Source organism: Pseudoalteromonas sp. PS1M3 (assembly GCF_016865405.1).
Lineage (GTDB): Bacteria > Pseudomonadota > Gammaproteobacteria > Enterobacterales > Alteromonadaceae > Pseudoalteromonas > Pseudoalteromonas marina.
Genome location: NZ_AP022624.1, coordinates 2983525 through 3010083 on the forward strand (window position 1 = coordinate 2983525; position 26559 = coordinate 3010083).

Annotated in this window: 27 protein-coding genes; 15 read left to right on the forward strand and 12 right to left on the reverse strand. The window is 40.8% G+C overall.

Translation table 11 applies throughout. The features are described 5' to 3' along the window. Positions 1-121 precede the first annotated feature (121 nt). The 9 genes from rraB to PS1M3_RS13975 all read right to left on the reverse strand — a co-directional run bounded on the left by rraB (position 122) and on the right by PS1M3_RS13975 (position 9205). Positions 122-457, reverse strand: coding sequence for a ribonuclease E inhibitor RraB (rraB, locus tag PS1M3_RS13935; RefSeq protein ID WP_203984989.1), 336 nt, complete (start codon positions 455-457; stop codon positions 122-124). Beyond that, positions 457-1170, reverse strand: a complete 714-nt coding sequence (locus PS1M3_RS13940; protein ID WP_203984992.1) for a 1-acylglycerol-3-phosphate O-acyltransferase — start codon at positions 1168-1170, stop codon at positions 457-459. Before PS1M3_RS13940 ends, rraB begins: the two co-directional genes overlap by 1 nt. A gap of 228 nt (positions 1171-1398) precedes the next feature. Next, positions 1399-3693, reverse strand: a complete 2295-nt coding sequence (gene parC / locus PS1M3_RS13945) for a DNA topoisomerase IV subunit A (protein WP_203984994.1) — start codon at positions 3691-3693, stop codon at positions 1399-1401. A 10-nt stretch (positions 3694-3703) separates the two neighbouring features. Then, positions 3704-4798, reverse strand: a complete 1095-nt coding sequence (locus tag PS1M3_RS13950; RefSeq protein WP_203985000.1) for a sorbosone dehydrogenase family protein — start codon at positions 4796-4798, stop codon at positions 3704-3706. Between the two features lie 27 nt (positions 4799-4825). After that, positions 4826-6715 carry a DNA topoisomerase IV subunit B gene (parE, locus tag PS1M3_RS13955; protein ID WP_006793175.1) on the reverse strand — a complete coding sequence of 630 codons (1890 nt, stop codon included), beginning with the start codon at positions 6713-6715 and terminating at the stop codon, positions 4826-4828. A 42-nt stretch (positions 6716-6757) separates the two neighbouring features. After that, positions 6758-7318, reverse strand: a complete 561-nt coding sequence (locus PS1M3_RS13960; protein WP_008128958.1) for a YqiA/YcfP family alpha/beta fold hydrolase — start codon at positions 7316-7318, stop codon at positions 6758-6760. Then, positions 7303-8088, reverse strand: coding sequence for a metallophosphoesterase (locus PS1M3_RS13965; protein ID WP_203985002.1), 786 nt, complete (start codon positions 8086-8088; stop codon positions 7303-7305). The genes PS1M3_RS13960 and PS1M3_RS13965 overlap by 16 nt, the downstream gene beginning before the upstream one ends. Continuing rightward, on the reverse strand, positions 8075-8533 hold the full coding sequence (locus tag PS1M3_RS13970) for a DUF1249 domain-containing protein (RefSeq protein WP_008128954.1): 459 nt from the start codon (positions 8531-8533) through the stop codon (positions 8075-8077). The genes PS1M3_RS13965 and PS1M3_RS13970 overlap by 14 nt, the downstream gene beginning before the upstream one ends. 33 nt (positions 8534-8566) lie before the next feature. Continuing rightward, positions 8567-9205, reverse strand: a complete 639-nt coding sequence (locus tag PS1M3_RS13975) for an NUDIX domain-containing protein (protein WP_008110587.1) — start codon at positions 9203-9205, stop codon at positions 8567-8569. Positions 9206-9356: 151 nt separating this feature from the next. On the opposite strand from PS1M3_RS13975, the gene tolC reads away from it, so the two are divergent. From tolC to PS1M3_RS13990, 3 genes are all read left to right on the forward strand, one after another. Next, positions 9357-10712 (forward strand): outer membrane channel protein TolC, encoded by a 1356-nt coding sequence (gene tolC, locus PS1M3_RS13980; RefSeq protein ID WP_203985009.1) that lies wholly within the window; start codon positions 9357-9359, stop codon positions 10710-10712. Between the two features lie 98 nt (positions 10713-10810). Next, positions 10811-11737 carry an LpxL/LpxP family Kdo(2)-lipid IV(A) lauroyl/palmitoleoyl acyltransferase gene (lpxL, locus tag PS1M3_RS13985; protein ID WP_010556574.1) on the forward strand — a complete coding sequence of 309 codons (927 nt, stop codon included), beginning with the start codon at positions 10811-10813 and terminating at the stop codon, positions 11735-11737. Between the two features lie 41 nt (positions 11738-11778). Then, positions 11779-12351 (forward strand): toxin co-regulated pilus biosynthesis Q family protein, encoded by a 573-nt coding sequence (locus PS1M3_RS13990; RefSeq protein WP_203985011.1) that lies wholly within the window; start codon positions 11779-11781, stop codon positions 12349-12351. A gap of 96 nt (positions 12352-12447) precedes the next feature. Here the strand turns inward: PS1M3_RS13990 and glnE are convergent, their stop codons facing one another. After that, positions 12448-15240: a bifunctional [glutamate--ammonia ligase]-adenylyl-L-tyrosine phosphorylase/[glutamate--ammonia-ligase] adenylyltransferase gene (glnE, locus tag PS1M3_RS13995; RefSeq protein WP_203985023.1), complete on the reverse strand. Its 2793-nt coding sequence runs from the start codon at positions 15238-15240 to the stop codon at positions 12448-12450. Positions 15241-15317: 77 nt separating this feature from the next. Here glnE and PS1M3_RS14000 point away from each other — a divergent pair, with 77 nt between their 5' ends. The 6 genes from PS1M3_RS14000 (at position 15318) to ruvX (ending at position 19903) form a co-directional block, all read left to right on the forward strand. After that, on the forward strand, positions 15318-16211 hold the full coding sequence (locus tag PS1M3_RS14000; RefSeq protein ID WP_006793184.1) for a hypothetical protein: 894 nt from the start codon (positions 15318-15320) through the stop codon (positions 16209-16211). A 73-nt stretch (positions 16212-16284) separates the two neighbouring features. Continuing rightward, on the forward strand, positions 16285-16761 hold the full coding sequence (locus tag PS1M3_RS14005) for a hypothetical protein (RefSeq protein WP_006793185.1): 477 nt from the start codon (positions 16285-16287) through the stop codon (positions 16759-16761). Positions 16762-16835: 74 nt separating this feature from the next. Further along, complete coding sequence (rsmE, locus tag PS1M3_RS14010; RefSeq protein ID WP_008132394.1) at positions 16836-17570, forward strand: 16S rRNA (uracil(1498)-N(3))-methyltransferase; 735 nt, start codon at positions 16836-16838, stop codon at positions 17568-17570. Between the two features lie 76 nt (positions 17571-17646). Next, positions 17647-18597, forward strand: coding sequence for a glutathione synthase (gshB, locus tag PS1M3_RS14015; protein ID WP_008132396.1), 951 nt, complete (start codon positions 17647-17649; stop codon positions 18595-18597). Between the two features lie 170 nt (positions 18598-18767). Next, positions 18768-19325: a YqgE/AlgH family protein gene (locus PS1M3_RS14020; RefSeq protein ID WP_008132397.1), complete on the forward strand. Its 558-nt coding sequence runs from the start codon at positions 18768-18770 to the stop codon at positions 19323-19325. A 128-nt stretch (positions 19326-19453) separates the two neighbouring features. After that, the gene (gene ruvX / locus PS1M3_RS14025) at positions 19454-19903 is read left to right on the forward strand and encodes a Holliday junction resolvase RuvX (RefSeq protein ID WP_006793189.1); all 450 of its coding nucleotides are present in this window, start codon (positions 19454-19456) and stop codon (positions 19901-19903) included. A 73-nt stretch (positions 19904-19976) separates the two neighbouring features. Here ruvX and PS1M3_RS14030 read toward each other — a convergent pair whose 3' ends face one another. Together PS1M3_RS14030 and PS1M3_RS14035 are read right to left on the reverse strand one after the other, a co-directional pair. Beyond that, positions 19977-21107: a PilT/PilU family type 4a pilus ATPase gene (locus tag PS1M3_RS14030; RefSeq protein WP_203985029.1), complete on the reverse strand. Its 1131-nt coding sequence runs from the start codon at positions 21105-21107 to the stop codon at positions 19977-19979. Between the two features lie 9 nt (positions 21108-21116). Further along, the gene (locus PS1M3_RS14035) at positions 21117-22157 is read right to left on the reverse strand and encodes a type IV pilus twitching motility protein PilT (protein ID WP_006793191.1); all 1041 of its coding nucleotides are present in this window, start codon (positions 22155-22157) and stop codon (positions 21117-21119) included. Between the two features lie 2 nt (positions 22158-22159). On the opposite strand from PS1M3_RS14035, the gene PS1M3_RS14040 reads away from it, so the two are divergent. Genes PS1M3_RS14040 through hemW form a run of 6 tightly spaced genes read left to right on the forward strand, consistent with a single transcriptional unit; the run spans position 22160 to position 26516 of the window. Then, positions 22160-22873, forward strand: a complete 714-nt coding sequence (locus PS1M3_RS14040; protein ID WP_008132401.1) for a YggS family pyridoxal phosphate-dependent enzyme — start codon at positions 22160-22162, stop codon at positions 22871-22873. A gap of 17 nt (positions 22874-22890) precedes the next feature. Beyond that, a complete protein-coding gene (gene proC / locus PS1M3_RS14045) occupies positions 22891-23712 on the forward strand; it encodes a pyrroline-5-carboxylate reductase (RefSeq protein ID WP_008132402.1) in 822 nt (273 codons plus the stop codon). Positions 23713-23739: 27 nt separating this feature from the next. After that, complete coding sequence (locus tag PS1M3_RS14050) at positions 23740-24273, forward strand: YggT family protein (RefSeq protein ID WP_006793194.1); 534 nt, start codon at positions 23740-23742, stop codon at positions 24271-24273. A 59-nt stretch (positions 24274-24332) separates the two neighbouring features. Next, on the forward strand, positions 24333-24779 hold the full coding sequence (locus PS1M3_RS14055; RefSeq protein ID WP_008132403.1) for a DUF4426 domain-containing protein: 447 nt from the start codon (positions 24333-24335) through the stop codon (positions 24777-24779). 4 nt (positions 24780-24783) lie between these two features. Further along, positions 24784-25383 (forward strand): XTP/dITP diphosphatase, encoded by a 600-nt coding sequence (locus PS1M3_RS14060; RefSeq protein WP_008132404.1) that lies wholly within the window; start codon positions 24784-24786, stop codon positions 25381-25383. Continuing rightward, positions 25380-26516 (forward strand): radical SAM family heme chaperone HemW, encoded by a 1137-nt coding sequence (hemW, locus tag PS1M3_RS14065; protein WP_008132405.1) that lies wholly within the window; start codon positions 25380-25382, stop codon positions 26514-26516. The genes PS1M3_RS14060 and hemW overlap by 4 nt, the downstream gene beginning before the upstream one ends. The last annotated feature ends 43 nt before the right edge of the window (positions 26517-26559 follow it).

The following is a 26559-nucleotide window of genomic DNA, read 5'->3' on the forward strand; positions in this document are numbered from 1 at the left end:
GGTTTAGCCCTTCAAGTTTATCAAGTATTGATATAAACCTGATATAGCCATCAATTAAAAACTAAAAAGGCGCGCATTGTTAAATGCTCGCCTTTTTTAATTTTTATACTTGAATCGCTAATTACTCTTGAAAGTAAGTGCCCCAACCGTCGTACTCAACGTCGCATTCAACAGCAAGTGCTGCTAGTTTATCAACGTCTTCCATAATGACGTCTACGTCTAGCTCAGCTTCTACTACTATGTCGAAGCTCCAAATTTTGCTGCCTTCTTCAAGCTCAAGCTCTGCTGGCTCTTCAACATCGTAGCCTAATTTAAAAGCAGCCAATGCGGCTTGCTCTAGTTTAGGGAAGTCTTCACACACAAAGTGGTGTTCTACTTCATAAAGTATTTCAGGATCTGATCCATCTTCAAGTAGTGAACTTACGATGTCTTCACTTATTTCGCGCCAGTTTTCCATTATTTCTCTCTCACTTGAGCATCTAATTCGTTTATTTTAGCAGCCATAACAGTATGTACGTTTTGAGCGTGCTCTCGCGCACTTATACTTTTATCAAGTGATATAGGCGCTAACATTTCGATGTAAATTGTACCATTATCCCAACGATTTAGCTTAATGGTTTTATGCGTTGTATTCATACACACGGGAACCACTGGCACGTCCGCACTCATCGCGGTATGAAAAGCACCTGTTTTAAAAGGTAATAAACCGCGCCCATAGCTTCGTGTACCTTCTGCGAATACCCATATAGATAGCCCATTTTTCTTAATTTTTTCAGCTGCTTTTGAAATAGTACCAGCCGCTTTTGAACGATTTGCTCTATCTATTAAAATATTGCCTGACAGCCAATAAAGTTGACCAAAAAATGGGATCCACTTTAGGCTCTTTTTACCAAGACTTACACAGTTTTTTGGTACCATTGCTGGTACTGTAAATAAATCATAACTATTTTGATGATTTGCAATGTACACTGCAGGGCCAATATTCTCAGCATCTTGATGGCGCGTCAGCACTAATTTAACACCGATCATTTTGGCCATAGAACCAAACCAGCCTGCAATTATGTGAACATTATTTGGGTGAAAAGGCCTGACTAATGAAAGTAACAAACCAAAAATACAACTCAACAATATAAACATAAACATAATAAAAACACGTATTACAGCTAACAAACTCGTTCTCCAAATCAATTGTGTGCGGTGCGCATGTCATTACGCACTATGACACTATTATAGCGTTATTTTGTGACACAGACGAGACAATAGCGAACAACTGTACGCTGAAATAGAGTCAATGCTAAAATTAATTGCTTAACACATAACAATAAAATGGTAAAAATTGGGCTCTACAAACAAAAACGGCCTGCAATTGCAGGCCGTAATACGTGAGCTCAGAGCTTATTATTCATCTGCCGTACTTTCAACAGGCTCTTCATCTTGAGGCGTTAGCTCAACAACGGCTTCATCAACACGCTGCAAGCCTCGCGGTAACTTATTACCTCGACGACCTCGTTCACCATGATAATGCTCTAAATCTGTTGGTTTAAGGGTTAGCTTGCGTTTACCGGCATGCAATGTAACGCTACTTCCTAGAGGGACAACAGCCAGTACTTTCACAAACTCTTCACGAGCCTGTACCTTGGCACCAGGGATAGAAATAATTTTATTACCCTTACCTTTACCTAGTTTAGGTAAATCGCGTAATGGGAATAAAAGCATGCGTCCTTCGTTAGAAATAGCCATACAGTAATCGCTAGCTACATCGCTCACTCTAATTGGTTTGAGTAAAATACCGCCTTTAGGCACACTCACTAACGCTTTACCGTTTTTGTTTTTACTCACAAGATCTTTAAAATCAGTGATAAAACCGTAACCCGCGTCCGATGCCATAAGTAATACTTGGCTATCTTCAGCCATAACAACGTGCTCAAAATTTGCACCGGTTGTTAAGTTAAAACGCCCAGTCATTGGCTCGCCTTGGCTACGTGCCGACGGTAAACTATGTGCATCAGTTGCAAATGCACGCCCTGCTGAATCTAGAAATACAGCGGGCTGATTACTCTTACCGCGAGCTGAAGCTCTGTAGGCATCGCCTGAGCGGTAACTTAATCCTTGCGCATCCAAGTCATGACCTTTACCAACGCGTGCCCACCCTTTGTCTGAAAGAACAACAGTCACTGATTCTGATGGAATTAAATCTTTTTCGTTTAAAGCTTTCGCTTCCGAGCGCTCGATAACAGGAGAACGACGATCATCACCATACATTTCTGCCGCTTCTTGAATTTCTTTTTTAAGCAACGTTGACATACGGCGGTCTGAACCAAGCGTGAGTTCTAATTTATCACGCTCTTTAGCAAGCTCGTCTTGCTCACCACGAATTTTAAACTCTTCAAGTTTAGCTAAATGGCGAAGTTTTAATTCTAAAATAGCTTCTGCTTGTATATCGGTTAAATCAAAGCGCTGCATTAAAATAGGCTTTGGCTTATCTTCACTACGAATAATTTCAATCACTTCATCAATATTTAAGAACGCTGCTAATAAGCCTTCTAAAATATGTAAGCGCGCCAGTACTTTATCTAAACGATACTGCAAACGACGACGAACAGTCTCGCGCCTAAATATGAGCCACTCACTTAAAATACTACGCAAATCTTTAACCTGCGGACGACCATCTAGCCCCAGCATATTTAAGTTTACGCGGTAGTTTTTTTCTAAATCGGTGGTCGCAAACAAGTGAGCCATTAATGGCTCAGCTTTAATACGATTAGAGCGTGGTATAATCACTATACGTGTTGGGTTTTCGTGATCTGATTCGTCACGTAAATCAGCAATCATAGGCAGTTTTTTTGCGTTCATTTGCGCTGCAATTTGCTCAAGTACCTTACCGCCTGAACATTGATGCGGAAGCGCGGTGATCACAATATCGCCTTGCTCTTCACTATACACCGCACGCATTTTAATTGAGCCTCGGCCGGTTTTATATATTTTATGAATATCGGCTTTTGGGGTAATTATTTCGGCATCGGTTGGGTAGTCAGGTGCGTGTACCAGCTCTAATAATTCATCAAGCTCTGTCTTTGGTTTGTCGAGTAATAAACAACATGCACTGGCTACTTCTCTCACGTTATGAGGCGGAATATCAGTTGCCATACCAACAGCAATACCGGTAATGCCATTAAGTAAAATATGCGGTAAGCGTGAGGGCAATACAACTGGTTCGTCTAGTGTACCATCAAAGTTTGGTGTCCAATCTACCGTGCCTTGGCCAAGCTCTTTAAGCAGTACTTCAGAAAACTTAGATAAACGCGCTTCAGTATAACGCATTGCAGCAAATGATTTAGGATCATCAGCAGCACCCCAGTTTCCTTGGCCGTCAACAAGTGGATAGCGATACGAAAACGGTTGCGCCATAAGTACCATGGCTTCGTAACAAGCACTATCGCCATGAGGGTGATATTTACCGAGTACGTCACCCACGGTACGAGCTGACTTTTTGTATTTAGCTGCGGCCGATAAGCCTAATTCGCTCATCGCGTAAATAATACGACGCTGCACTGGTTTTAAGCCATCACCAACATGTGGCAAAGCACGATCCATGATCACGTACATGGAATAGTTTAAATAGGCGTCTTCAGTAAAGCGCCCCATTGTTTGTTGCTCTATTCCTTGCATTAGCAAGGTATCTGTATCACTCATTAAAGCTTACCTAGTTTTTCTTATAGCTTACGCGGTAGATTACATTGGCGTAATCGTCACTTACTAACAGACTGCCGTCACCTAACTCTGCAAATGCAACTGGGCGTCCAAATGTTGTTTCGTCTTTCATAAAGCCGGTAATAAACGGCGTGTATTTAGTCACACGGCCTTGCTCTATTGTGGCTATAGCTACTTTGTAGCCTGCTTTTTTACTACGATTCCATGAGCCATGTTCAGCAACAAATAACTGCTCTTTGTAGCTTGCTGGGAATTGTTTTGCGTTGTAAAAATGAATACCTAATGGTGCCACATGGGCAGGCAATGCGAGCGCAGGAGACGTGTAATCAGCAATATTTTTTCCTTTACCAAATTCAGGATCACTAATCGCACCGGCATGAATATAAGGGAACCCAAAGTGCTCCCCTTCTTTACTTACGCGGTTTATTTCATCTGGTGGAATATCATCGCCCATCATGTCGCGACCATTATCACTAAACCACAAAGCCTGAGTGCTTGGGTGAAAATCAAAACCAACGGTATTTCGAACGCCCTGCGCTATTGTTTTAATTTGCTTGGTTTCTACGTTTAGTGAAAAAATACGACCAAAGCGCTCGTCTTCGGCGCAAATATTACACGGTACACCGACAGGAATAAGCAATTCGCCTGTGGGTGTGAAGCGTAAAAACTTCCAGCCATGGTGGCGCTCTGAAGGCAATGCGTTGTAGATCACATCAAACTTTGGATCTTTTAATTGGGTGTCTATATTTTTAAAGCGAATAATACGATGCACTTCACCTACGTATAAATCACCATCTTTAATAGCCAGCCCTGAGGGCATGTTTAAACCCTCTGCAATCACAATTTTTTTATCGGCTACACCATCGCTATTATGATCGATAAGCGCATACACATTACCTGCTTTGCGCGAGCCTGCGTAAACAATGCCTTTTTTTGATACTGCAATTTGGCGCGCATTTTCAACGTCGTCTGCAAATAAACTAAGTTCAAAACCAGGTGCAACACTAAGCTTGTCTAGTATGTTTTTAGCCATTGCAGACGCACTTGTTAAACTCAGTAACAATAAAGTTGCTAGTAGTTTATTCATTTCTATCTCCTAGTGGCCAACACGCACTTATACTTGTGCCTTGTTACCATGATCTTCTAACCATTGGCGCCTGTCTGGCGAACGCTTTTTAGCAAGTAACATATCCATCATTTCCATGGTTTGAACTTCTTCATCAAGTGTTAGCTGAACTAAACGTCTTGTGTTTGGATCCATGGTGGTTTCGCGAAGTTGCAGTGGGTTCATTTCACCCAATCCTTTAAAACGCTGTACGTTTACTTTACCGCGTTTTTTTTCTGCTTCAATACGGGCCAAAATACTGGTTTTTTCATCTTCATCTAAGGCGTAATATACCTCTTTACCAATATCTATTCTAAATAATGGTGGCATTGCTACGTATACATGACCTGTTTTTACTAACTGCGGAAAGTGTCGAACAAACAAAGCACATAACAGTGTGGCAATGTGAAGACCATCAGAGTCAGCATCGGCCAATATACAAATTTTATTGTAGCGTAGCCCGCTCATGTCGGCTGAATCAGGATCGATCCCTAAAGCCACAGAAATATCATGCACCTCTTGCGATGCTAATATTTGCCCTGACTCAACTTCCCACGTATTTAAAATTTTACCACGCAGCGGCATTATTGCTTGAAACTCACGATCTCGCGCTTGCTTAGCCGAGCCACCAGCAGAGTCACCCTCTACTAGAAATAGTTCGGTACGGTCGTTATCTGCTGCGCTACAGTCGGTAAGTTTACCTGGTAATGCAGGGCCCGCTGTAACGCGTTTACGCACTACTTTTTTAGCGGCTTTTAAACGACTTTGTGCGTTTGATATACACAGCTCAGCTAACAACTCTGCTGTATCTGTATGTTCATTTAACCAAAGGCTAAATGCATCTTTTACAACACCCGAAACAAGTGCCGCACACGTGCGTGAAGACAGTTTTTCTTTTGTTTGGCCGGCAAACTGAGGGTCTTGCATTTTAACCGAAAGCACATAACTACAGCGCTCCCATATATCGTCTGGGGTAAGTTTTACACCACGAGGTAATAAGTTTCTAAATTCACAAAACTCGCGCATGGCTTCAAGTAAGCCTTGGCGTAAACCATTAACATGTGTACCGCCTTGCGCAGTGGGGATTAGGTTTACATAACTTTCAGCTATCGATTCACCGCCCTCTGGCAGCCATACAACAGCCCAATCAACACCTTCTATAGCGCTTTTAAACTCACCTACAAATGGGTCCTGTGGCAGCGTTTCGAAACCTTTAACCGCTTCAATTAAATAATCTTTTAAGCCGGTTTCGTAAAACCATTCTTGCGTTTCTTTTGTTTGTTTATTAACAAACTTAATACGCAAACCAGGGCAAAGTACCGCTTTGGCTTTTAATAAATGATTAAGCTTGGTAATAGAGTAATTAGCAGAGTCAAAATAGCTGGCATCAGCCCAAAAGCGAACGGTAGTCCCGGTGTTACGTTTACCGACAGTGCCTATAACGTTTAAATCTTCAACTTTATCACCGTTTTCAAAGGCCATTCTGTATTGCTGTGCATCACGGCGAACCGTTACTTCTACACGTGTAGATAATGCATTTACAACTGAAATACCTACCCCATGTAAACCACCTGAAAACTGATAGTTTTTGTTTGAGAATTTCCCCCCGGCATGCAGCTTAGTAAAAATAAGCTCTATACCTGGAATACCTTCCTCTGGGTGAATATCTATGGGCATACCACGACCATCATCACTGACTTCAAGCGAGTTATCTTCGTGTAGAATTACGTCAATCTTAGTTGCATGGCCCGCCATAGCTTCATCGACACTGTTATCGATTACTTCTTGGCCTAAATGATTTGGGCGCACAGTATCGGTGTACATCCCGGGGCGTCTTTTTACCGGATCTAATCCATTAAGTACTTCAATGGCTTCGGCGTTATAATTTTGATCACTCATAGTTTTTATCTTTATATGCGCTAAGGCTATGCTTAACTAGTTTTACGTGATTTTAAGAAAATCTACAATACTTGCGAAGGTTTGTTCAAAGCCAAGATAGCTATGATCGCCACCAAACTCGATCCTTTGCTTACATTGCGAATAATAGTTTACTGCGTGTTGAAAATTTAACACTTCATCGCCTGTTTGCTGTAATAAATACAGTAATTCAGGGTGCTTTAGGTCATCAACAGCCAACGCTTTTAAAGCCGCTATGTGGCTGCTATTCAATTCATAATGATAATCTTGATACGGATTATAATTTAAACCAAGCAACGGCTTTAATAAAGTGTATGGCGCAACCGCGGGATTTATAACCACAGCAGGAATTTGATAACGCTGCGATAAATACGTGGCAAAAAATCCACCTAATGAGCTACCTAATAAAACAGTATTAGGTGTAAGTAATTGCTCAAGCGCTATGATGGCTTGTATGGGCTCATGGTTTAGGCACGGTACACAATAGTCAACGTCATAGTGTGCCATAAGCTCGCCAAAGCGCACAGCTTTATATGATTTATCTGAGCTATTAAAACCATGAATATAGATTACCCGTTTAGCCATACTACTTCCATATCTGTACTTATATTCTCTTTTTTCGTGCTGATACATATCAGCCTGTATGCTGGCCCATGGTCTTGCTGTATCCATTCGGGGCTGTGTTTTTTAAACTGCACTGAGCTGGCTGGGGTCGCGTAAATGGGAAGCGCTCTAAACGTTTGCATGTATTCATTATGCACATGACCATGAAACAAGCCGAAAACGTTTTCGCTATTAACTAAAATATTAAGTAATTGCGGCCCGTTTTCGAGCATGTGTTTGTCTAGGTAGCCATCAATAGGAAGTGGGTTATGGTGACAAAACATAATTTTGGAACTCGCCGAAGTAAACAGCCGTTCGGTAATTTCATTCAAATGCGTACCTGTTACCCACCCTGCAGGCGTTGGCCCTTTAGAATTAATAAGAAGTAACTCAACGCCATTTGCCACTATATGTTTAGCGCGATTTATTTGCCCACCACTCATTCGGTTAAGCTGAGCGATGTCATCATGGTTACCTGGAACCCAAAAAACAGGGCATGTTAAATCACTTTGGTTAATCAGCTCACTAAATAAAAAATAGGACTCTGGGCTATGATCTTGCGTAAGGTCGCCGCCAAATATTACAAAATCAAGGGATTGCTTAGCCATATGAGCCAGCGCCTGTTCAAAGTAATTCGCCGTATTTACGCCAAAGTACTCACCGGCTTTATTTGAGAATAAATGACAATCGGTAATATGTGCTATGCGTAACGACGACTTATCAATGAGGTAAGGTTCATCAAACCAAGCCATTATTTACATCCCAATTCAGCGTTGCTTGTCCGTGTTCTACACAGGCTACAAGCCAGTCGTATAAAAATGCATTAAGTTGATATTTTTCATCTTTTTGATGCATTTTTGGATTAGGGTAACCATAAGAAGGCTTAATACGCTGATGGTAATCGTGATGGATAATTTCAGCCACTTTAGCATCGTGATACAACCTCACAGTTAAATAAAGCGGTGCAATTCCCTTTACCATGCCGCTTAGCTGCTTAATAGAAATATCCATAGTGTATTTTGCACTGCCATCAACCTTAGTCGCAAACTCACTGTTCCCCAACTTCACTTCTCGGCTGCAGCCAATCGCTCGTTCAGCCGGTAACAATTTTAAAAGTCGTAAGTAGTTGTGCTCACAAAGCGTTAAATACTTTGGGAGGCTTTGGATATATCTATTTGTTGCTAATTGTACTGTCAAAATACCACCATTATACTGTGAGCCAATTTGTGGCTATGAAGAAGAATCTGTCCACTTGTGTTTCATTTTTTCATGGTTAAGCGCAAGCCACTGCATGCAAATAACGGTTGCAGCATTATCCATTTCACCATTGTTGAGGCGAGTTAGCGCATCATCAACGCTGAGTACGTGAGTTTTTATATCTTCACCTTCGGTTTCAAGGCCATACACACCAGACTCAACGTCACTTAAATCGGCTCGTGCAAGATATAAATGTAACCGCTCTGTTGTACCACCAGGGCTTGAAAGGTACGAAAGCATAAATTCAAGCTCTGTTAAATTAAGCCCAGCTTCTTCGTACGCTTCTTTCTTTACGACCGATTCATAATCGTCACTGCCGTCAGTCATTCCAGCAATACATTCTAGTAGCCAAGGTGAATGTTTGCTTTTAATAGCCCCTATACGTATTTGTTCTATTAAAAGCACAGTGTCTGATATGGGGTCGTAAGGCAACACAGCAATGGCGTCTCCACGCTCTAAAATCTCGCGACTAATAAGTTCTGATTTACCGCCCGCAAACAAGGCATGTTCAAACTGATACAAATCAACCTGAAAAAAGCCTTTATACAAATTTTTGACCGGCTTTACGCTGACATCTTTATGCGTAAACTGAACAAGTTTTTTATCTGGCACGTAAGCATCCTCTACTTATTAAAAACTTTGAAGTACGTTAATATATTCTGTTACATTTCGACGCACTGTTTTACTCTTTTTATTTTTAGTTATTACGTAAAACAGGTTACCATGGTTTTAGTATAAAAATTGTCTAAGGACCGAACAACATATGAAAAAGAACATTCTTGCGGCGCTAGTTAGTTTATCATGCGCATTAGGCACAACAGCAGCAAGCGCTGAAGATTTACTACAAGTTTTTGAAATTGCAACGGCCAACGATCCTACCGTTTTAAAAGCAAAAGCCCAAGCAGACGCACAATCTTACCAAGCAGATACTGCAATGGCTGCATTATTGCCGCAAATTGGTTTAACAATGGGTTATACAAAAAGTGACTCAACCTCTTTTCAAAGTGTGACGGACCTGACAAGCCAAGTTAAAGTCGAAAGCGACTCTGATCAGTTCACCCGTGGTCTTAGCTTAAGCCAAACTTTATTTGATTTAGGCGCATGGAACTCATTAGACATTGCAGACAAACAAGCGTTGCAAGCAAATGCTCAATACGACTCGGCGAAACAAAACTTAATTGTTCGTGTTGCGGAAGGCTACTTTAACGTTTTAAGTGCGATTGATAACCTTGAATTTATTAAAACGGAAAAACGCGCCATCGAACGCCAGCTTGAACAAACTAAACAACGTTACGCTGTTGGTTTAACGGCAATTACCGATGTACACGAAGCACAAGCACAGTTTGACAACTCTGTTGCACAAGAAATTATTGCTAATAACTCAGTAGAAACAGCGCGTGAGCAACTACGAGAAATTACGGGTAAATATCACGCTAAGTTAGACTTTTTAAATACAGAGACATTTTCTACAACTAAGCCAGCTCGAGACTCTAGCGACTTTTTAAATATTGCTAAAGATAAAAATATTAGCTTGCAAGTTGCTAAAGTAACCGTAGATATAGCGCAAGATCAAATTAAACTGGCAAGAGCGGGTCACTATCCAAAGCTAACCCTAAGCGCAAGTTATGGCGACTCTTTAACAGATACAGATATAAATGGTACAAGCCTAACTAGACAACCTCGTGCAGACTCAACCTCAGTAGGCCTTAACTTTAGCCTTCCTTTATACTCTGGGGGGGCAACAGTAGCAGCTACTGATCAAGCACGTGCATTTTACGTGGCAGCGAGCCAAGATTACGAAGCCAATTACCGCGCAATTACCCGCACGGTTATTACGTCTTACAATCAAGTAGTGTCTGACATTGCAACCTATAAAGCGCTAGAGCAAGCAGTTGTATCTGCCCAAAGTGCTTTAAAAGCAACAGAGGCAGGCTTTGAGGTCGGTACGCGTACAATTGTTGATGTACTTGTAAGCACACAAAACCTATACAATGCTAAACGTAACCTTGCTGATGTACGTTATCGTTATGTGCTATCTACTCTGCGCTTAAAGCAAGCAGCGGGTACACTAACAAGCAAAGACCTGGAAGCTATAAACCAGGGTTTAAAAGCAGCCTAAACAGTCACAAAACACATACAAAGCCAGCTACATGCTGGCTTTTTGTATTTTACAGCGCTTAGCGTTAAACTAGCGTTTTTAATTTTAGAGCAATTTTTGTGGTCACCTCATCTCCTTTTAAAGCATCTTTTTTAGGCCCTCGATACTGGCTAACGTGGATTGGCGTTTTTTTCTTATACCTAATTTCTTGGCTTCCGCAAAAACTTCAATTAGCCCTGGGCAAACTACTTGGCCGTTTAGTTCATAAATACATGAAACGCCGCCGACACATTGCCGAAGTAAATATTAAACGCTGCTTTCCTGATATGAGCGACGAAGATCAAAAAGCATTGGTGCTAAAAAATATGGAAAACACTGGCATTGCGATGGTTGAAACCGGAATGGCATGGTGGTGGCCGCAGTGGCGAGCGAAAAAAGCTTTAGGGTCTTTAAAAGGGCTTGAACACTTTGAACGAGTGCAACAATCTGGAAAAGGCGTACTGTTACTAGTACCTCATGTTTTACACCTTGAAATGGCAGGCCGATTAATGGGATTGGGTTGTATGGGTATTGGTTTTTACCGCCCGCACAACAACCCATTAATGGAGTACTTTACAACTAATGGTCGCCTTCGCTCTAATGAATACTTGGTTGGTAAAAAGGACGTAAAAGGCTTACTAAAAGCCTTAAAAAATAAAAAAGTGTGCTACTACCTACCCGATCAAGACTATGGCCGTAACCGCTGCGAATTCGTCCCTTTTTATGCAGTGCAAGATACCGCAACTACAACAGGTACACTGATGTTCGCTGGCAGTAAAAATTGCGAAACTATGAGTTTGATTACCCGCCGAGATGAAAGTGGAAAGTACCATTTAGAAATTATTCCAGAGCTTGAAAACTTCCCAAGCGGTGATGACAAAGCCGATGTCACGCGTGTTAATCAACGCATGGAATTATCAATTAATGCCGCACCAGAACAATACATGTGGCTACATCGCCGTTTTAAAACGCGACCAGATAAAAATACTCCTTCATTTTATAAATAGTAATGGTATAACAATAACAGGAACAATTAAGGGTGGTTGTAATGTGGTTTTGGATTAGGTACTTGTCATTTGCAGTCATATTAATAGCGCTTGCTGCGTACTTTTTAATGGGAAATGTTCCAACATTAGATTTAAAAGAATCTAAAAATGCCGCTGCCGAAGGATTATCTCGCTTTTATGCCTCGATTCGAAATCAAGTTAAAAGCAACAAAGAGCGTGACCAATACGTATTGAGTTTAAAAAAGCCAGATCAAACTGTCGATAGAGTTTTAGCTGAGCGTACGCGCACTGTTACCCCCATGCCAGCAAGTTGGACAGGAAGTGTGGAGCCTAGGCGCTTCGAAAATGGTTCAACATTGAAAGATGTTTTAGTTGAGTATGCTAAAAACGAAGGCATTGAGCTCTATTGGTACTTAAGTAAAGACTATGTCGTTAAAGATCATTTTAGAGTCGACAGTAATTTCACCTCAGCCCTGTACCAAGTAGGCAGAGCTATAAATGATGACTTTGAACACGAGGTATATACCTACTTTTGTAATAAGCAAAGAGCGGCAGTAATTACTGAATTACCCTCTGAGTTTGTGCGTGCTAACTGCTTAAAACTCAACATTTGAGTTAGATAAAAAATCACGCTTTTGCGTGATTTTTATATAAGTACATCACTTAGAGCGTGTTTGCTTATAAAGCAAACAAATATGATTGAACAAATCCTACAGCTCAAAAACCGCTTTCCAAATGGCTGTCACATTAGTGATGTCTTGTAAAAACTGCTCGCGTTCAACTAACTTTCCTTTCTGATCTAAGCTGAGTACGTGGTAACACGAACGGTAGTCAATATACGCTTTAATTAACTGCTGCTTTTGCTCTTTTGTAATACAGCCTATTTTAGCAGCATCAGTAAGTATTCTTACATTATCTGAAAATAAGCTTAGTTGCTCGCTATCGTGTGCATTTTTAAGAACAAGGTATTGCGTAATAAATTCAATGTCGGCCATGCCACCAGCATCTTGTTTTAGGTCAAATAACTGCGTGTTACCTTTTGCAAGGTGGCCACGCATTTTCTCTCGCATTTTAATGACATCATCTTTTAACACAGCCGTTTCACGCGCTTGGCAAAGTATATTTTTACGTATTTGCGAAAAGCGTTTTTCTAACTCATTTTGACCCAAAATAATACGAGCACGAACCAGCGCTTGATGCTCCCATGTCCACGCTTGTGTTTGTTGATAGTGATTAAAGCTCTCTAAATTGATAGCAAGTAAACCCGAAGCCCCCTCTGGGCGAAGACGTGTATCTAACTCGTATAAAATACCCGACGCCGTTCGCGTATTAAATAAGTGCATTAAACGTTGGGCAAGTTTTAAATAAAACTGGCGAGAATCAATCGCTTTATCGCCATTGGTCTGACTCGAGCCATCGTGATTGTGAACAAACACAAGATCTAAATCTGAGTCGTAGCCCACTTCAAAACCACCCGTTTTACCATAGGCAATAACGGCAAAACCCTTGTGTTCATTGTCAGTGTTTGGCGGCATGCCAAAGCGCTTTACCGTGTTATGCCATGCAATGTTTACGGCCTGCTCGACTATAGCTTCTGCCAATGCGGTTAAGTGATCGCTTACTTTCATAACATCCAAAACGCCGGTGGCGTCTGCGGCAGCTATCCGTAATTGATGAGTTTGTTTAAACTGCCTTAACGACTCCATTTGTAGCTCTAAATCGTCGTGCTCTATGCGTAAAAAATATTGACGTATTTCGTCTTTATAAGCGCTAAGTGGTGTTGGTTTATAAAGCACAGCAGGGTCAATTAATTCATCAAGTAAAATTGGGTAACGAGAAATATGCTCGCCAATCCACTTACTATGGCAACACAAAGAAACTAACTGCTTTAACGTGCCTGGGTTTTCATATAGCAGTTCTAAGTAGGCAGTACGCGAAATAATTTTATTAAGAATTTGGCACACAGTACCAAATACTATGGCACTGGCATTAAAGTCGCTTAGCTGTTTAAGCATGGCTGGCATGAGTTTATCAAGAATCTCACGCCCTCGATTTCCAACTTTTACTTTAGACAAACGTAATTTAAAGTCTTGCAGTGGTTCTTGCCATTCGTCTTTAGGTTCATTTAAAAAACTGACATCACAATGATCCCACGCACTTATAAATGCACCTTCACACGTGTCTAGAGGCTCTGTTTCTTCCCCTATTACCTGAATAAACTCATTGTGCACCTGCGCCATTACCTGCTCAATTTCATTTACTGACGCTGCAAAGTCTGGTTGCGATAATAGGTAATTTAACCGTTGTTGGTTTATCTCATCATCAGGCAAAGTTTGCGTTTGCTGGTCGTCGAATATTTGCAGGTATTGCTCTACCTTTCGTAAATAAAGATAATTACTTTTCAGCTCTTTTGCTTCGTCGTCATCAATAACTTGGTTTAGTGCTAACTGGTTTAACGCATTAAGTAATGATTGCGTCTGTAAATTAGCCTCTCGCCCGCCGCGTACCATTTGTAGTGCTTGAACAATAAATTCAACTTCTCGTATTCCGCCAGCCCCCAGTTTTATATTATTGGTTAAACGTTTACGGCGAACTTCTTGCGCAATCATGAGTTTCATTTTACGAAGCGATTCAATAACTGAAAAATCAATATACCGTCGGTATACGAAAGGTTTAAGCAATTGATTAAATTCATCCCAATAGTGATTGGGCTTACCAATTAAACGACTTTTAAGCATGGCGTAACGCTCCCAATCACGCCCTTGCTCTTGGTAATAATCTTCAATAGCGTTAAAACTCATGACCAATGGGCCACTTTCACCAAATGGCCTAAGGCGCATATCAACCCTAAATACCTGCCCATCCCCTGTTGTTTGGTTAAGTGCTGCTATTAGCTTTTGAGCCACTTTTGTGTAAAACACCTGCGCCTCAATACTTTTTCGCCCGCCTTGAGTTTTAACACTACGAGGGTATGCAAATATAAGGTCGATATCTGAAGAATAGTTAAGTTCTTTACCACCTAACTTGCCCATACCAAGTACCATTAAAGGCAAAGATTGCCCTTGCTCATCTATAGGCTCACCATTAAGTGTGGCCACTTGCGCATGGGCCCACTCGTTAGCGCTTTGAATTAACTTATCAGCAAGCTGGCTAATATACTCAATGCTATCTGCAATTGGGTTTTCACAACATAAATCTAAAAAAGCGACTTTAAGCCAGTATTTTTCACGATATTTGCGAAGTATTTGATGACACTGTGCTTCGTTTATATCTGCCAGTGTTAAGTTGTCGAAGGGGGAAGGTATGTCTCTACTTTTAATTTCGTCTTCACATAGTAACCCGCTTTTTAAATCAGGCTGAGACTGAATACAGCGCCAAGCAAAGTCGCTTAACGCTAATAACCTTACAACTTCGTTTTCTATAGGATGCTGCGGGTACAGCTGCTCATAGCGCTTTAACCCAAGTTTTTGTAATTGAATAGGAAGTTGTATTGCGTTACTCATCAATCCTCTCTTTTATATCATCAGTAACCGTACTAGAATGATTAAAACCTTAAAGGTTAACTCTAATTAGGACAACCATGTCATATTTATCTTTATCTAACACTAGTTTTGTTGCGATTACTATTAGTTTTGCTGTTATTTGCTTAACTATTTTTTCATTAAGAATAATAACTCAAATTAAATTAAAACAAGCGCTTAAAGATGAATTAGCCCAGCATGATAACTTTGCCATGGGGATCAATTTTGCTTCAGAGATTTCGGTTGTTATTGCAACCATTGCCTTTTTATTTGATGAAATAAGTGTAAGTACCGCACAATCTAATCCACTTAAAGTAGCAATATTAGTGTTGCTGTTGTTTTCATTTATAAAAGTGGGACATTTGATTCACCGAAAGTGGATTTTGCATCGTTTTAACGAAGAAGCGGCTATTTTAAAACAAAATGTATGCGCCGCCTTAGTAGACTCTGGCATGCTAATAGCTAATTTCATTATGACCTTAGGCCTTTACACATGGACCCACACTCAAGGGTTCAGTAACTTATTAATCGCGTTAGTCAGCTTTTTTTTACTGCAAGGTATGTTTGCACTTGATAGTAAAATACGCGAACATCGTTTTGCAAAAGCCAATCAAGGCGCTTCGCTACAAAGTAATTTTAATTTAGAAAATACCTCTATTGGTATTCGCTATGCTGGTAAATCAATTGGTTTAGCGCTTGCCTCGTATGCAGGCTTGTCGAGTGCTACGTTTCAAAACGGTAAAATGGTTGAAAACCTGTTTACACTGGTAATGCATTGCGGTGTAATGTGGATACTGTTATATGCGTTAACATTTATTGTAAAAAAAATATCACTACCCAATATTGATGCAGCACTTGAAGTTGATCATCAAGACAACATAGGTATTGCTTGTATTGAATTTGCTGTTTTTTGTGCAATAGGCTATTTACTAATTAGCATGTTTTCTATTTAACATTAAACATTTTTCGCTTGGGCTTACACAAAACTTGCTTACATAACACTTTGCTTAATTGCACTGGGACATTATGCCATTTGAAGTTACTAACTATCTATTAATCGATATAGATAACGAATTTAGCAGAGCGTTTGCTGGTCACTATTTTAATAGTGCAAAGCGAGATGCCCCAAGTACCTTAGTCATTGCAGGTGCTAATACTCGCCAGTTAGTTAAAATGATGTTTGATGAACTCATTAAAGATTATTGTTATTGCGATTTTGAAAACGAAATTAGCGTTTCTGAGCTTGCCAGTTATTTGCATGAACATCATGATATTAAAGGTGTATTGTTTAATCAAACCGATTATTTACTGGCTGATGAAAAACAACGTTTTATTTATAACTCACTGCATGAAAAACGTTTTTTAGTCACTCAAGATGAAAGCGGTTTTGCTTTTAGCCCTGTAAAAGACGAAGGCTTTTCAAACCACCTATCTTGTCATACCGACATAGCCGATACATCAGTCGATATTATTGAGTTAACAGAGTTACTTAATAAACAATAAATAATTGCACCTAGCTCGCAGCTTACTTAACATAGCGGTATATAACTTTATCGCCAACTTATAAGTGAAATCACATGCGAGTTCCTCATATTTACCAAGCGTCTTCTATTACACTAAACACTCCCGTGTCACTCGATGACGATGCAGCTGGCCACATAGGCAGAGTACTTCGCATGAAAGTAGGCGAACATGTGTCTATTTTTAATGGCGAAGGTGGTGAATACCTAAGTGAAATTATAGAAGTGAGTAAAAAGAATGTAGTGGTTATGCCACAGCAATTTAATCCTCACGACGTAGAATCACCATTAAAAATTCACTTAGGCCAATGCGTATCGCGTGGCGATAAAATGGATTTTACAATTCAAAAGTCAGTTGAGTTAGGTATTACCGAAATCACCCCTATTTTTAGTCAGCGCTGTGGCGTAAAGCTCATTGGCGACCGCCTTGATAAAAAGCATCAACAATGGCAAAAAATAGCGATTGCGGCAGCCGAGCAGTCGGGGCGTAATTATGTACCGGTTGTTCACCCCCCTATAGACATAAAACAGTGGCTTGAGCAATCAACTAACGCGATAAAGCTCACGCTTCATCCTCGCGCAGAACACAGCATTAAAACCATTACTGTACCTAAAGATGGCGTTCGGTTTTTAGTCGGCCCAGAAGGCGGCTTTACTGACGAAGAAATGGCACAAACTAAACAACAAGAATTTGTTGATATTCGTTTAGGGCCACGTGTTTTACGAACTGAAACCGCCGCTTTAACGGTCTTAAGTGCATTACAGCTACAATTTGGTGATTTAGCTAATTGAAATAGCTAAAAACACCCTCATATCAAAGCTATTAGTAAACTCTAGTAGTAATTACACATAGATTAAGGCACAGCGCATGGCAATTAAATTAGGTATTATTTCAGATCCTATTAGTGGGTTTAACATCAAAAAAGACACCGGCTTTGCAATGATGATGCAGGCGCAAGAGCGTGGCTACGAAATTTACTATATGGAGATGGATGATTTATCACTTCGTAAAGGTAAGTCTTATGCCACCGCTGCCAAAGCGCGTGTATTTAACAACGAAGAAAAATGGTACGAACTAGAAGAAAAAACCACCATTGCCCTTGCCGATCTTGATGTAATTTTAATGCGCAAAGATCCGCCGTTTGACACTGAATACATTTACGCAACGTATCTTTTAGAGCGCGCTGAAGATGAAGGCACGTTAATTATTAATAAACCACAAAGCTTGCGTGATGCTAACGAAAAGCTGTTTACTGCATGGTTTAGCGAACACACGCCAGATACCTTAGTTACGCGCAGCCAAAAACAAATTCGTGAATTTTTAGCTGAGCATAAAGACATTATTTTAAAGCCACTTGACGGTATGGGCGGCGCGTCTATTTTTCGTGTAAAAGAAGATGATGCAAACATAGGTGTTATTTGCGAGACCCTAACCGAGCATGGCAGCCGCTATGCCATGGTACAAAATTATGTTCCTGCTATTACACAAGGCGATAAACGCGTTCTTGTGGTTGACGGTGAAGTCATTCCCTACTGCTTAGCGCGTATTCCACAAAACGGTGAAACTCGCGGAAATCTAGCCGCAGGCGGTCGTGGTGAAGCTCGCCCATTGAGCGAGTCAGATATGAGAATTGCACAGGCCGTTGCGCCCACGCTTAAAGAAAAAGGCCTTGTATTTGTTGGCCTTGATATTATTGGCGACAAGCTAACCGAAATTAACGTAACAGCACCTACGTGTGTGCGTGAAATTGAAGCCGCGTATGATATATCAATCACAGGTATTCTTTTTGATGCTATTGAGAGAAAATTAGCTAAATAGTCTAGCCTCAGGTTAAATAAGTTAAATTGGCTTAACGCAATGCGTTTAACGTTTAAATATTAATGCAGCACTTGCTGTATTAATATTTTAATAAAATCAGTTAACTTATTTAGTTATAAAATACAGGGTTGTGCCATACTCAAAATTCATTAACTGAAAGGGTGAAATCTATGCAGTCATTAGAAAATCATTTTTTAATCGCCATGCCGTCAATGCAAGACCCTTTTTTTAAACGTGCTGTTACGTATATTTGCGAGCACAATGAAGATGGGGCAATGGGATTGGTGATAAACCAACCCATCAACGTAACCGTTGGTGAACTACTTGATAAAATAGAAATCGATAACGACAAAACCCAACAAGCAGCTAAAGTAGCTGTGTTTGCAGGTGGTCCAGTTAAAACAGATAGAGGTTTTGTGCTTCACTCCCCTAAGCTCGGGTATACCTCAAGCCAAAAGCTCAGTAGTGATATTATGATCACCACCTCTAAAGACGTGCTAGCAAGTTTAACGACAGCACATGCCCCTGAGCAGTTTATTATCACCTTAGGGTATGCAGGTTGGGAACAAGGCCAACTAGAACAAGAACTGCTTGATAACAGCTGGCTAATTATAGAAGCGGATCCGGCCATTATTTTTAACACGCCCGCTGAAAAACGATGGGAAAAAGCCGTTTCAATGCTTGGCTTTGATATAGGCCAACTAAGCCCTGAAGCCGGGCATGCTTAAATATCTCCTTTCTAAATTAAGTTCATAATATAAATTCACTTGGAAATAGACACGCTATTACAAGTGAATTTTTTTATGTAAACCTTTAACATAACGGCTTGAAAAGCAGCCTAAGTAAAACATTATCAATGACAAAAAGAACATTTAAGCCACAAGGCGAGCGCACCGTAATGGGATTTGATTTTGGCACTAAAAGTATTGGTATTGCCGTGGGGCAAGAACTCACTGGCAGCGCATCAAGCCTTAAGGCCGTAAAAGCGCAAGATGGTATTCCAAACTGGGATCATATCGCAGTACAAGTAAACGAATGGCAACCAGATTTAATGGTGGTCGGTTTACCGCTTAATATGGATGGCACTTCACAAGAGGTGACATTTAAAGCTAAAAAGTTTGCTAACAGGTTACATAATCACTATGGCATTCCTGTACAAACACAAGATGAGCGCCTAACAACTGCTGACGCAAAAGCCCGTTTATTTGAGCAAGGTGGTTATAAAAATTTAGGTAAAGGAAATGTAGATAATATGTCTGCGGTAATTATTTTAGAAAGTTTTTTTGAATCATTTTACGGTGAGTAACGCTGTAATTAGGTGTGTTAAATATTAAAAAAGCGCGGCTGGAAAGTCGCGCTTTTTTAATAACAATAACTAATTAGTTATCGTCATCCCCCATTCCATCAATAGTTACACCTTGTAAAAAGCCCGCACCTTGTTGTTCGTTATTGCGCAGTTTAATCATCAAGCGTAAGTCATTTGGTGAGTCAGCATGATGCAGTGCATCTGCATAGTTGATACGTTGCTGCCTGTATAACTCAAAAAGGGCTTGGTCGAAGGTTTGCATGCCCATATCGTTAGATTTAGCCATAGCCTCTTTAATGCCGCCAATATCGCCGTTTTTAATCAGCTCTGCCACCATAGGTGAATTAAGTAATATCTCTATTGCGGCAACGCGTCCTTCGCCATCTGAGGTAGGTATTAATTGTTGAGCAACAATGGCACGTAAGTTAAGGGCTAGATCGTATTTTAGCTTGTCATGTTTCTCTTTTGGTACCAAATGCATAATACGGTCAATGGCTTGGTTAGCATTGTTGGCATGTAGTGTAGCCACACATAAATGCCCTGTTTCAGCAAAGCTTAATGCGTATTCCATAGTTTCTTGCGAACGTATTTCACCAATTAAAATAACATCTGGAGCTTGACGTAATGAGCTTTTGAGCGCCGACTCAAAACTATCTGTATCGAGCCCTACTTCGCGTTGAGTAATAATACTTTTGCGGTGCTCATGAACAAACTCAATAGGATCTTCAATTGTTAAAATGTGACCCCGTTGGTTTCGGTTTCTGTAGCCAATCAAGGCTGCTAATGAGGTCGACTTACCGGTTCCTGTTCCACCAACAAACAGAACTAAACCGCGCTTAGCCATAATGACGTCGGTAAGTGTAGAAGGTAAGCCCAAATCACTGACATCGGGGATCTGTGTCACAATTCGGCGAATAACCATACCTGCTCTATCGCGCTGCCAAAACGCAGAAATACGAAAACGCCCTTCGTCGGTTGCAATAGCAAAGTTACATTCTTTAGTAGCATGAAACTCCGCTTTTTGCTTTTCGCTCATCGCAGACTCAATCAACTGTAAAGACTCTTCGTCAGTGAGTTTGTCGTCGCCCAAAGGAATTAATTCACCGTTTATTTTTGCACTAACAGGTAAACGGCTAGATACAAATAAATCAGAGCCTTTTTTCTCAATCATAGTGATTAAGTAACGGTTTAAAGATAAAGTCATGATAATTCCTTAACCACCAAATTGTGTTTTGTCTTGCGCTTTAGCTTGCGCTGCGGTGTTGGTCACAATGCCTCGGTTAACTAAGTTTGTTAAACATTGATCCATTGTTTGCATACCAATTGATGCCCCCGTTTGAATAGACGAGTACATTTGTGCAATTTTGTCTTCACGAATTAAGTTACGTATGGCGGGTACACCAATCATAATTTCATGAGCAGCCACTCGCCCACCGCCAATTTTTTTAAGGAGTGTTTGTGAAATAACCGCACGCAATGACTCAGACAACATAGAGCGTACCATTGCTTTTTCTTCACCAGGGAATACATCAATAATACGGTCAATGGTTTTGGGCGCTGAGGTTGTATGCAACGTACCAAACACTAAATGACCGGTTTCAGCAGCGGTCATCGCTAGGCGAATAGTTTCTAAATCACGCAACTCACCCACTAATATAACATCGGGGTCTTCACGCAGCGCACTACGTAGTGCGTTTGAAAAACTGTGTGTATCACGATGCACTTCACGTTGGTTAACTAAGCTTAACTTGTTATCGTGAACAAATTCGATTGGGTCTTCAATCGTTAAAATATGGTGATGCTTATTTTGATTTATGTAATCAACCATGGCCGCAAGTGTTGTTGATTTACCCGACCCTGTTGGCCCGGTAACAAGCACTAACCCACGCGGGTTGTCTGATATTGTTTTAAAAATATCTGGCGCGCCTAAATCATCAAGTGTTAATACTTCACTCGGTATAGTACGAAATACTGCCGCAGGACCGCGGTTTGAATTAAAGGCATTAACACGAAAGCGAGCAAGATTAGGAACCTCAAACGAAAAATCCACCTCAAGGTTTTGTTCGTAATCTTTGCGCTGAGTATCGTTCATAATATCGTAAACTAAACTGTTTACGTCTTTATCTGCAAGGGCTGGTATATTAATGCGGCGAACATCACCATCTACGCGTATCATAGGTGAAACACCCGACGATAAATGTAAATCGGATGCATTGTGTTGCACACTAAACGCTAATAATTCGGTAATATCCATTTATGACTCCACAACTGGCTGATAATTATATGGTTACAATAGCAGAACGACTCACTTGCGCCTACGCAAGAATTTCAAACGCGGCAAAAAACACGCACAGAAGCAAAGATGAAATAACCTTACTGGCGGTGTCTAAAACCAAACCTAGCGACGATATAGTTGCTGCCTACAATTATGGCCAACGCCAGTTTGGTGAGTCTTATGTTCAAGAAGCTGTAGATAAAATAGCTCAACTGCACACATATAGCGATATCATTTGGCATTTCATTGGCCCTATCCAGTCAAATAAAAGTGCTTTAGTGGCAGAAAATTTTGATTGGGTACAAAGCGTCGATCGAATCAAAATAGCCAAGCGCCTCAACGCTCAGCGCCCAACCAGTAAACCACCACTTAATGTACTTATTCAGGTAAATATTAGCGCCGAGGAGGCAAAGTCGGGCTGTCATCCCGATGACATCGCAAATCTTGCTGAGTTTATTAGCCAATGTGATCAGTTAAGATTACGTGGTTTGATGGCTATTCCTGCAAAAAGTGACGATCCAACGACACAAACTCAATATTTTGAGCAATTACAAACTTGCTTTGATAAACTAAAGGCCCAATATCCACAGTTAGACACTCTATCTATGGGTATGAGTAATGACGTTGAAGCCGCAATTAGTGCAGGCTCAACTATGGTGAGGATCGGAACAGACATTTTTGGAACACGAACTTAAAAGGTAAAAACAGATTTATGTCAGATAAAAAAATCGCATTTATAGGCACAGGTAACATGAGCTACGCTATTATTGGTGGCATGGTAAAAAACGGCTTTGACGCAAACAACATCATTGCGACTAACCGCAACCAAGAAAAGCTTGCAAAGGTAGCAGCCGATTTCAAGGTGCAAACCACCAGTGACAATAACGAAGCCCTACGCGATGCTGATGTAATTGTTTTGTCTGTAAAGCCGCAAATGATGGGCGATTTATGTAAATCGTTTCAAGAGTCTGGCATCGATTTCAGTGATAAACTCTTTATCTCAGTAGCTGCTGGTTTAACAATAAGCCGCTTGCGCGAAATGTTAGGGAAAGATGTAAAAATTGTACGTTGCATGCCTAATACACCGTCTTTATTAGGGCGTGGCGTGTCTGGCTTATTTGGCGCTGGCGAAACGCAACAAGAACATGAATTTGTTCAACAAGTATTTGAGTGCACAGGTATTGTGGTGTGGGTCGAACAAGAAGCGCAAATTAACGATATCATTGCAGTAACAGGTTCATCACCAGCTTACTTTTTCTTATTTATGGAAGCCATTGAAGAAAAAGCAAAAGCGCTTGGCTTTAATGATGAAGATGCTCGTCGTTTAGTACAACAAACAGCACTTGGCGCTGCCGAAATGGCGTTAAGCCAACCAGAAATTAGCATTTCTCAGCTACGCGCAAACGTAACATCTAAAGGCGGCACTACACATGCCGCAGTTGAGCATTTAAAAGACGAAGGCTTAACTAAAACCGTTGGCGATGCGATGGATGCGTGTATTGCTCGAGCGATGCAAATGGAAAAAGAACTTTAAAACTACTTTACTATTAAAGGTTACACTATGAATGCCATGCAATTTTTGATCAGTACTCTGTTTGATTTGTTTTTAATGGTGGTACTACTGCGTTTTTGGCTACAGTGGGCAAAAGCCGATTTTTACAACCCAATGAGCCAGTTTGTGGTTAAAGCAACGTCGTTTGCAGTCAACCCTTTACGTAAAATTATACCCGGGTTAGGTGGGCTTGATTTAGCCTCACTATTGCTGGCATTTATTGTAGCTATTGCCAAAATTAGTACTTTAATGTTGGTAATTTACGGCGCATGGGCTGCGCAACCCGTGTTTATTCAAGCTCTAATTACCGTAATAAAAGAAGGCTTAAACTTAGTATTTTGGGTATTAATTATCCGCGCAATTCTCAGCTGGGTAAGCCAAGGCTACAACCCTATTGAAGCGGTTTTCCACCAGCTTACTGAGCCAATGCTCAAGCCACTTCGTAAAATTATTCCACCAATGGGTGGGTTAGATTTATCAGTACTTGTATTAATTATTGGTATTCAGTTTTTGCAAATGCTGTTAATGGACTTTTTAGCTTAAGCCTTTGTTTTAAGTAAAAGAGGCCTTATGGCCTCTTTTTTATATTTTTGGAGTGAACAATGAATCGGTTAATTAAATTTTGTTTTATTGCTTGTTTAACATTCGCATTTAACGCACACAGCGAACAAACATTGGGCGGGCAATATAAAGAACTTGGCCCGTGGCAAGTACATTACATTGCTTTTCCATCAACCTTTATTCAGCCACAAATTGCCAAGGCTTATGGGCTTGAGCGCAGTGGATATAAAGGGATTGTTAATATTTCTGTGTTAAAAAACAATACAGGCAATACAGCTCAAAAGGCCAAGTTATCTGGCACAGCCAGAAACCTACTTGGCAACAAACAAACGCTTAACTTTAAAGAAGTAATTGAAGGCGAGTCGATTTATTACCTTGCCCAAGTCGATTTTACAAACGAAGAAATACTGCGCTTTGAAATTGAAATACAGCAAAGTAATCAATTTCAAACACTGCAATTTCAGCAAAAATTTTACGTAGATAAATAATATTATGAACAAAACTTTAGTCCTTGCCACAGGTAACCCTGGCAAAGTAAGTGAGCTGGCCAACATGTTAAGCCCACTTAATATTAATGTAGTTCCACAAAGTGATTTTAACGTTAGTGAAGTAGCCGAAACAGGTACTACCTTTGTTGAAAATGCTATTATTAAAGCCCGTCATGCAGCTAAAATTACGGGTATGCCAGCCATAGCTGATGATTCCGGCTTAGAGGTTGATGGTTTAAATGGTGCACCGGGGGTTTACTCTGCTCGCTTTGCTGGTGAGAGCGCAAGCGATCAAGACAACATAGATAAACTACTGAATGATTTAGGTAATAACCCAAATCGTAAAGCGCGTTTTTGGTGTGTATTAGTATTAATGCGCCACGCCGATGACCCTACCCCGCTTATTTGCAGCGCAAGCTGGGAAGGCGAAATTACACAAACCCAACATGGCGAAGGCGGGTTTGGTTACGACCCGGTATTTTTTGTTGAAGAGCAAAACTGTACCAGCGCCGAGTTAACCAAAGAGCAAAAAAATGCTGTGAGCCATCGCGGTCAAGCACTACAGGCTTTGCTAAATAAGCTACAACTAAAAGGCGGCCTGTGACTCTTCCTCCTCTAAGTTTATATGTGCACGTACCTTGGTGCGTGCAAAAATGCCCTTATTGCGACTTTAATAGCCACGGGCAAAAAGGCGACATTCCTGAAGCTGAATATGTTCAGCATTTAATAGACGATTTAAAAGCCGACTTACACTTAGTCCAAGGGCGAAAAATTCACAGTATATTTATTGGTGGCGGTACCCCAAGTTTATTGACCGGTGATGCTTATACACGCCTACTAAGCGAAGTAGATAGCCTTATAGGCCTTGCCGATAATTGTGAAATAACCCTCGAAGCAAACCCAGGCACAGTAGAAACGGGCCGATTTAAAGAGTATGTGAAAGCAGGTATAAACCGCATTTCAATTGGCATACAGAGCCTGCAAAGCGACAAGTTAAAAGCGCTTGGCCGCATTCATGGTGCTAACGAGGCAACCTATGCAGCAGAGCAAGCCAAAGAAGCTGGTTTAAATAGCTTTAATCTTGATTTAATGCACGGCTTACCAGGGCAAACCTTAGACGATGCATTAAGTGATTTAAAGCAAATTATTGCCCTCGATCCGCCACATATTTCGTGGTACCAACTTACCATAGAGCCTAATACTCAGTTTGCATCTAAACCGCCAACACTTCCTCAAGATGAAACTCTGTGGGATATTCAAGAACAAGGCCAAGCACTACTTGCAGAAGCAGGTTATATACAATACGAAATTTCAGGGTATGCAAAACCGGGCTATCAATGCCAACATAACCTAAATTATTGGCGGTTTGGCGATTATCTGGGGATTGGCTGTGGTGCTCATGGTAAGGTTACCAATGCAAAAACCGGCATAATTACCCGAACTGAAAAGGTCAAACATCCCCGTGGCTACATGGATATGGTAAAGCCTTATTTGTATAAAAGCTGGCACGTTGAGCAAGACGATTTGGCTTTCGAGTTTTTTATGAATCGCTTTCGCCTTGCAGAGCCATGCCCGATTGAAGACTACAGTGCGCTGACTAATCAGCCATTGCAAAGCCAACAAGCAGCTTTAAATAAAGCCATAAACACCGGTTTATTAATAGAAAAAGACGGTCACTGGCAAGTGAGCCTTAAAGGGCATCGCTTTTTAAATGACCTGCTAGAATTGTTCGTATAATGCATTGGGCGTTATACGTCATGTAAAGCGAATACATGAAAAA

Excerpts from the sequence above, each read along its gene's own strand:
- PS1M3_RS14000 (WP_006793184.1), top strand. The coding sequence starts at position 15,318 with ATGTCATATTTATCTTTATCTAACACTAGTTTTGTTGCGATTACTATT.
- PS1M3_RS14040 (WP_008132401.1), top strand. The coding sequence starts at position 22,160 with ATGACTCCACAACTGGCTGATAATTATATGGTTACAATAGCAGAACGA.
- glnE (WP_203985023.1), bottom strand. The coding sequence starts at position 15,240 with ATGAGTAACGCAATACAACTTCCTATTCAATTACAAAAACTTGGGTTA.
- rraB (WP_203984989.1), bottom strand. The coding sequence starts at position 457 with ATGGAAAACTGGCGCGAAATAAGTGAAGACATCGTAAGTTCACTACTT.
- PS1M3_RS13965 (WP_203985002.1), bottom strand. The coding sequence starts at position 8,088 with ATGGCTTGGTTTGATGAACCTTACCTCATTGATAAGTCGTCGTTACGC.
- PS1M3_RS14060 (WP_008132404.1), top strand. The coding sequence starts at position 24,784 with ATGAACAAAACTTTAGTCCTTGCCACAGGTAACCCTGGCAAAGTAAGT.
- PS1M3_RS13990 (WP_203985011.1), top strand. The coding sequence starts at position 11,779 with ATGTGGTTTTGGATTAGGTACTTGTCATTTGCAGTCATATTAATAGCG.
- PS1M3_RS13950 (WP_203985000.1), bottom strand. The coding sequence starts at position 4,798 with ATGAATAAACTACTAGCAACTTTATTGTTACTGAGTTTAACAAGTGCG.
- parC (WP_203984994.1), bottom strand. The coding sequence starts at position 3,693 with ATGAGTGATACAGATACCTTGCTAATGCAAGGAATAGAGCAACAAACA.
- ruvX (WP_006793189.1), top strand. The coding sequence starts at position 19,454 with ATGACAAAAAGAACATTTAAGCCACAAGGCGAGCGCACCGTAATGGGA.
- PS1M3_RS14055 (WP_008132403.1), top strand. The coding sequence starts at position 24,333 with ATGAATCGGTTAATTAAATTTTGTTTTATTGCTTGTTTAACATTCGCA.
- PS1M3_RS14050 (WP_006793194.1), top strand. The coding sequence starts at position 23,740 with ATGAATGCCATGCAATTTTTGATCAGTACTCTGTTTGATTTGTTTTTA.
- PS1M3_RS14030 (WP_203985029.1), bottom strand. The coding sequence starts at position 21,107 with ATGACTTTATCTTTAAACCGTTACTTAATCACTATGATTGAGAAAAAA.
- proC (WP_008132402.1), top strand. The coding sequence starts at position 22,891 with ATGTCAGATAAAAAAATCGCATTTATAGGCACAGGTAACATGAGCTAC.
- tolC (WP_203985009.1), top strand. The coding sequence starts at position 9,357 with ATGAAAAAGAACATTCTTGCGGCGCTAGTTAGTTTATCATGCGCATTA.
- PS1M3_RS14005 (WP_006793185.1), top strand. The coding sequence starts at position 16,285 with ATGCCATTTGAAGTTACTAACTATCTATTAATCGATATAGATAACGAA.
- PS1M3_RS13960 (WP_008128958.1), bottom strand. The coding sequence starts at position 7,318 with ATGGCTAAACGGGTAATCTATATTCATGGTTTTAATAGCTCAGATAAA.
- parE (WP_006793175.1), bottom strand. The coding sequence starts at position 6,715 with ATGAGTGATCAAAATTATAACGCCGAAGCCATTGAAGTACTTAATGGA.
- PS1M3_RS14035 (WP_006793191.1), bottom strand. The coding sequence starts at position 22,157 with ATGGATATTACCGAATTATTAGCGTTTAGTGTGCAACACAATGCATCC.
- PS1M3_RS14020 (WP_008132397.1), top strand. The coding sequence starts at position 18,768 with ATGCAGTCATTAGAAAATCATTTTTTAATCGCCATGCCGTCAATGCAA.
- gshB (WP_008132396.1), top strand. The coding sequence starts at position 17,647 with ATGGCAATTAAATTAGGTATTATTTCAGATCCTATTAGTGGGTTTAAC.
- rsmE (WP_008132394.1), top strand. The coding sequence starts at position 16,836 with ATGCGAGTTCCTCATATTTACCAAGCGTCTTCTATTACACTAAACACT.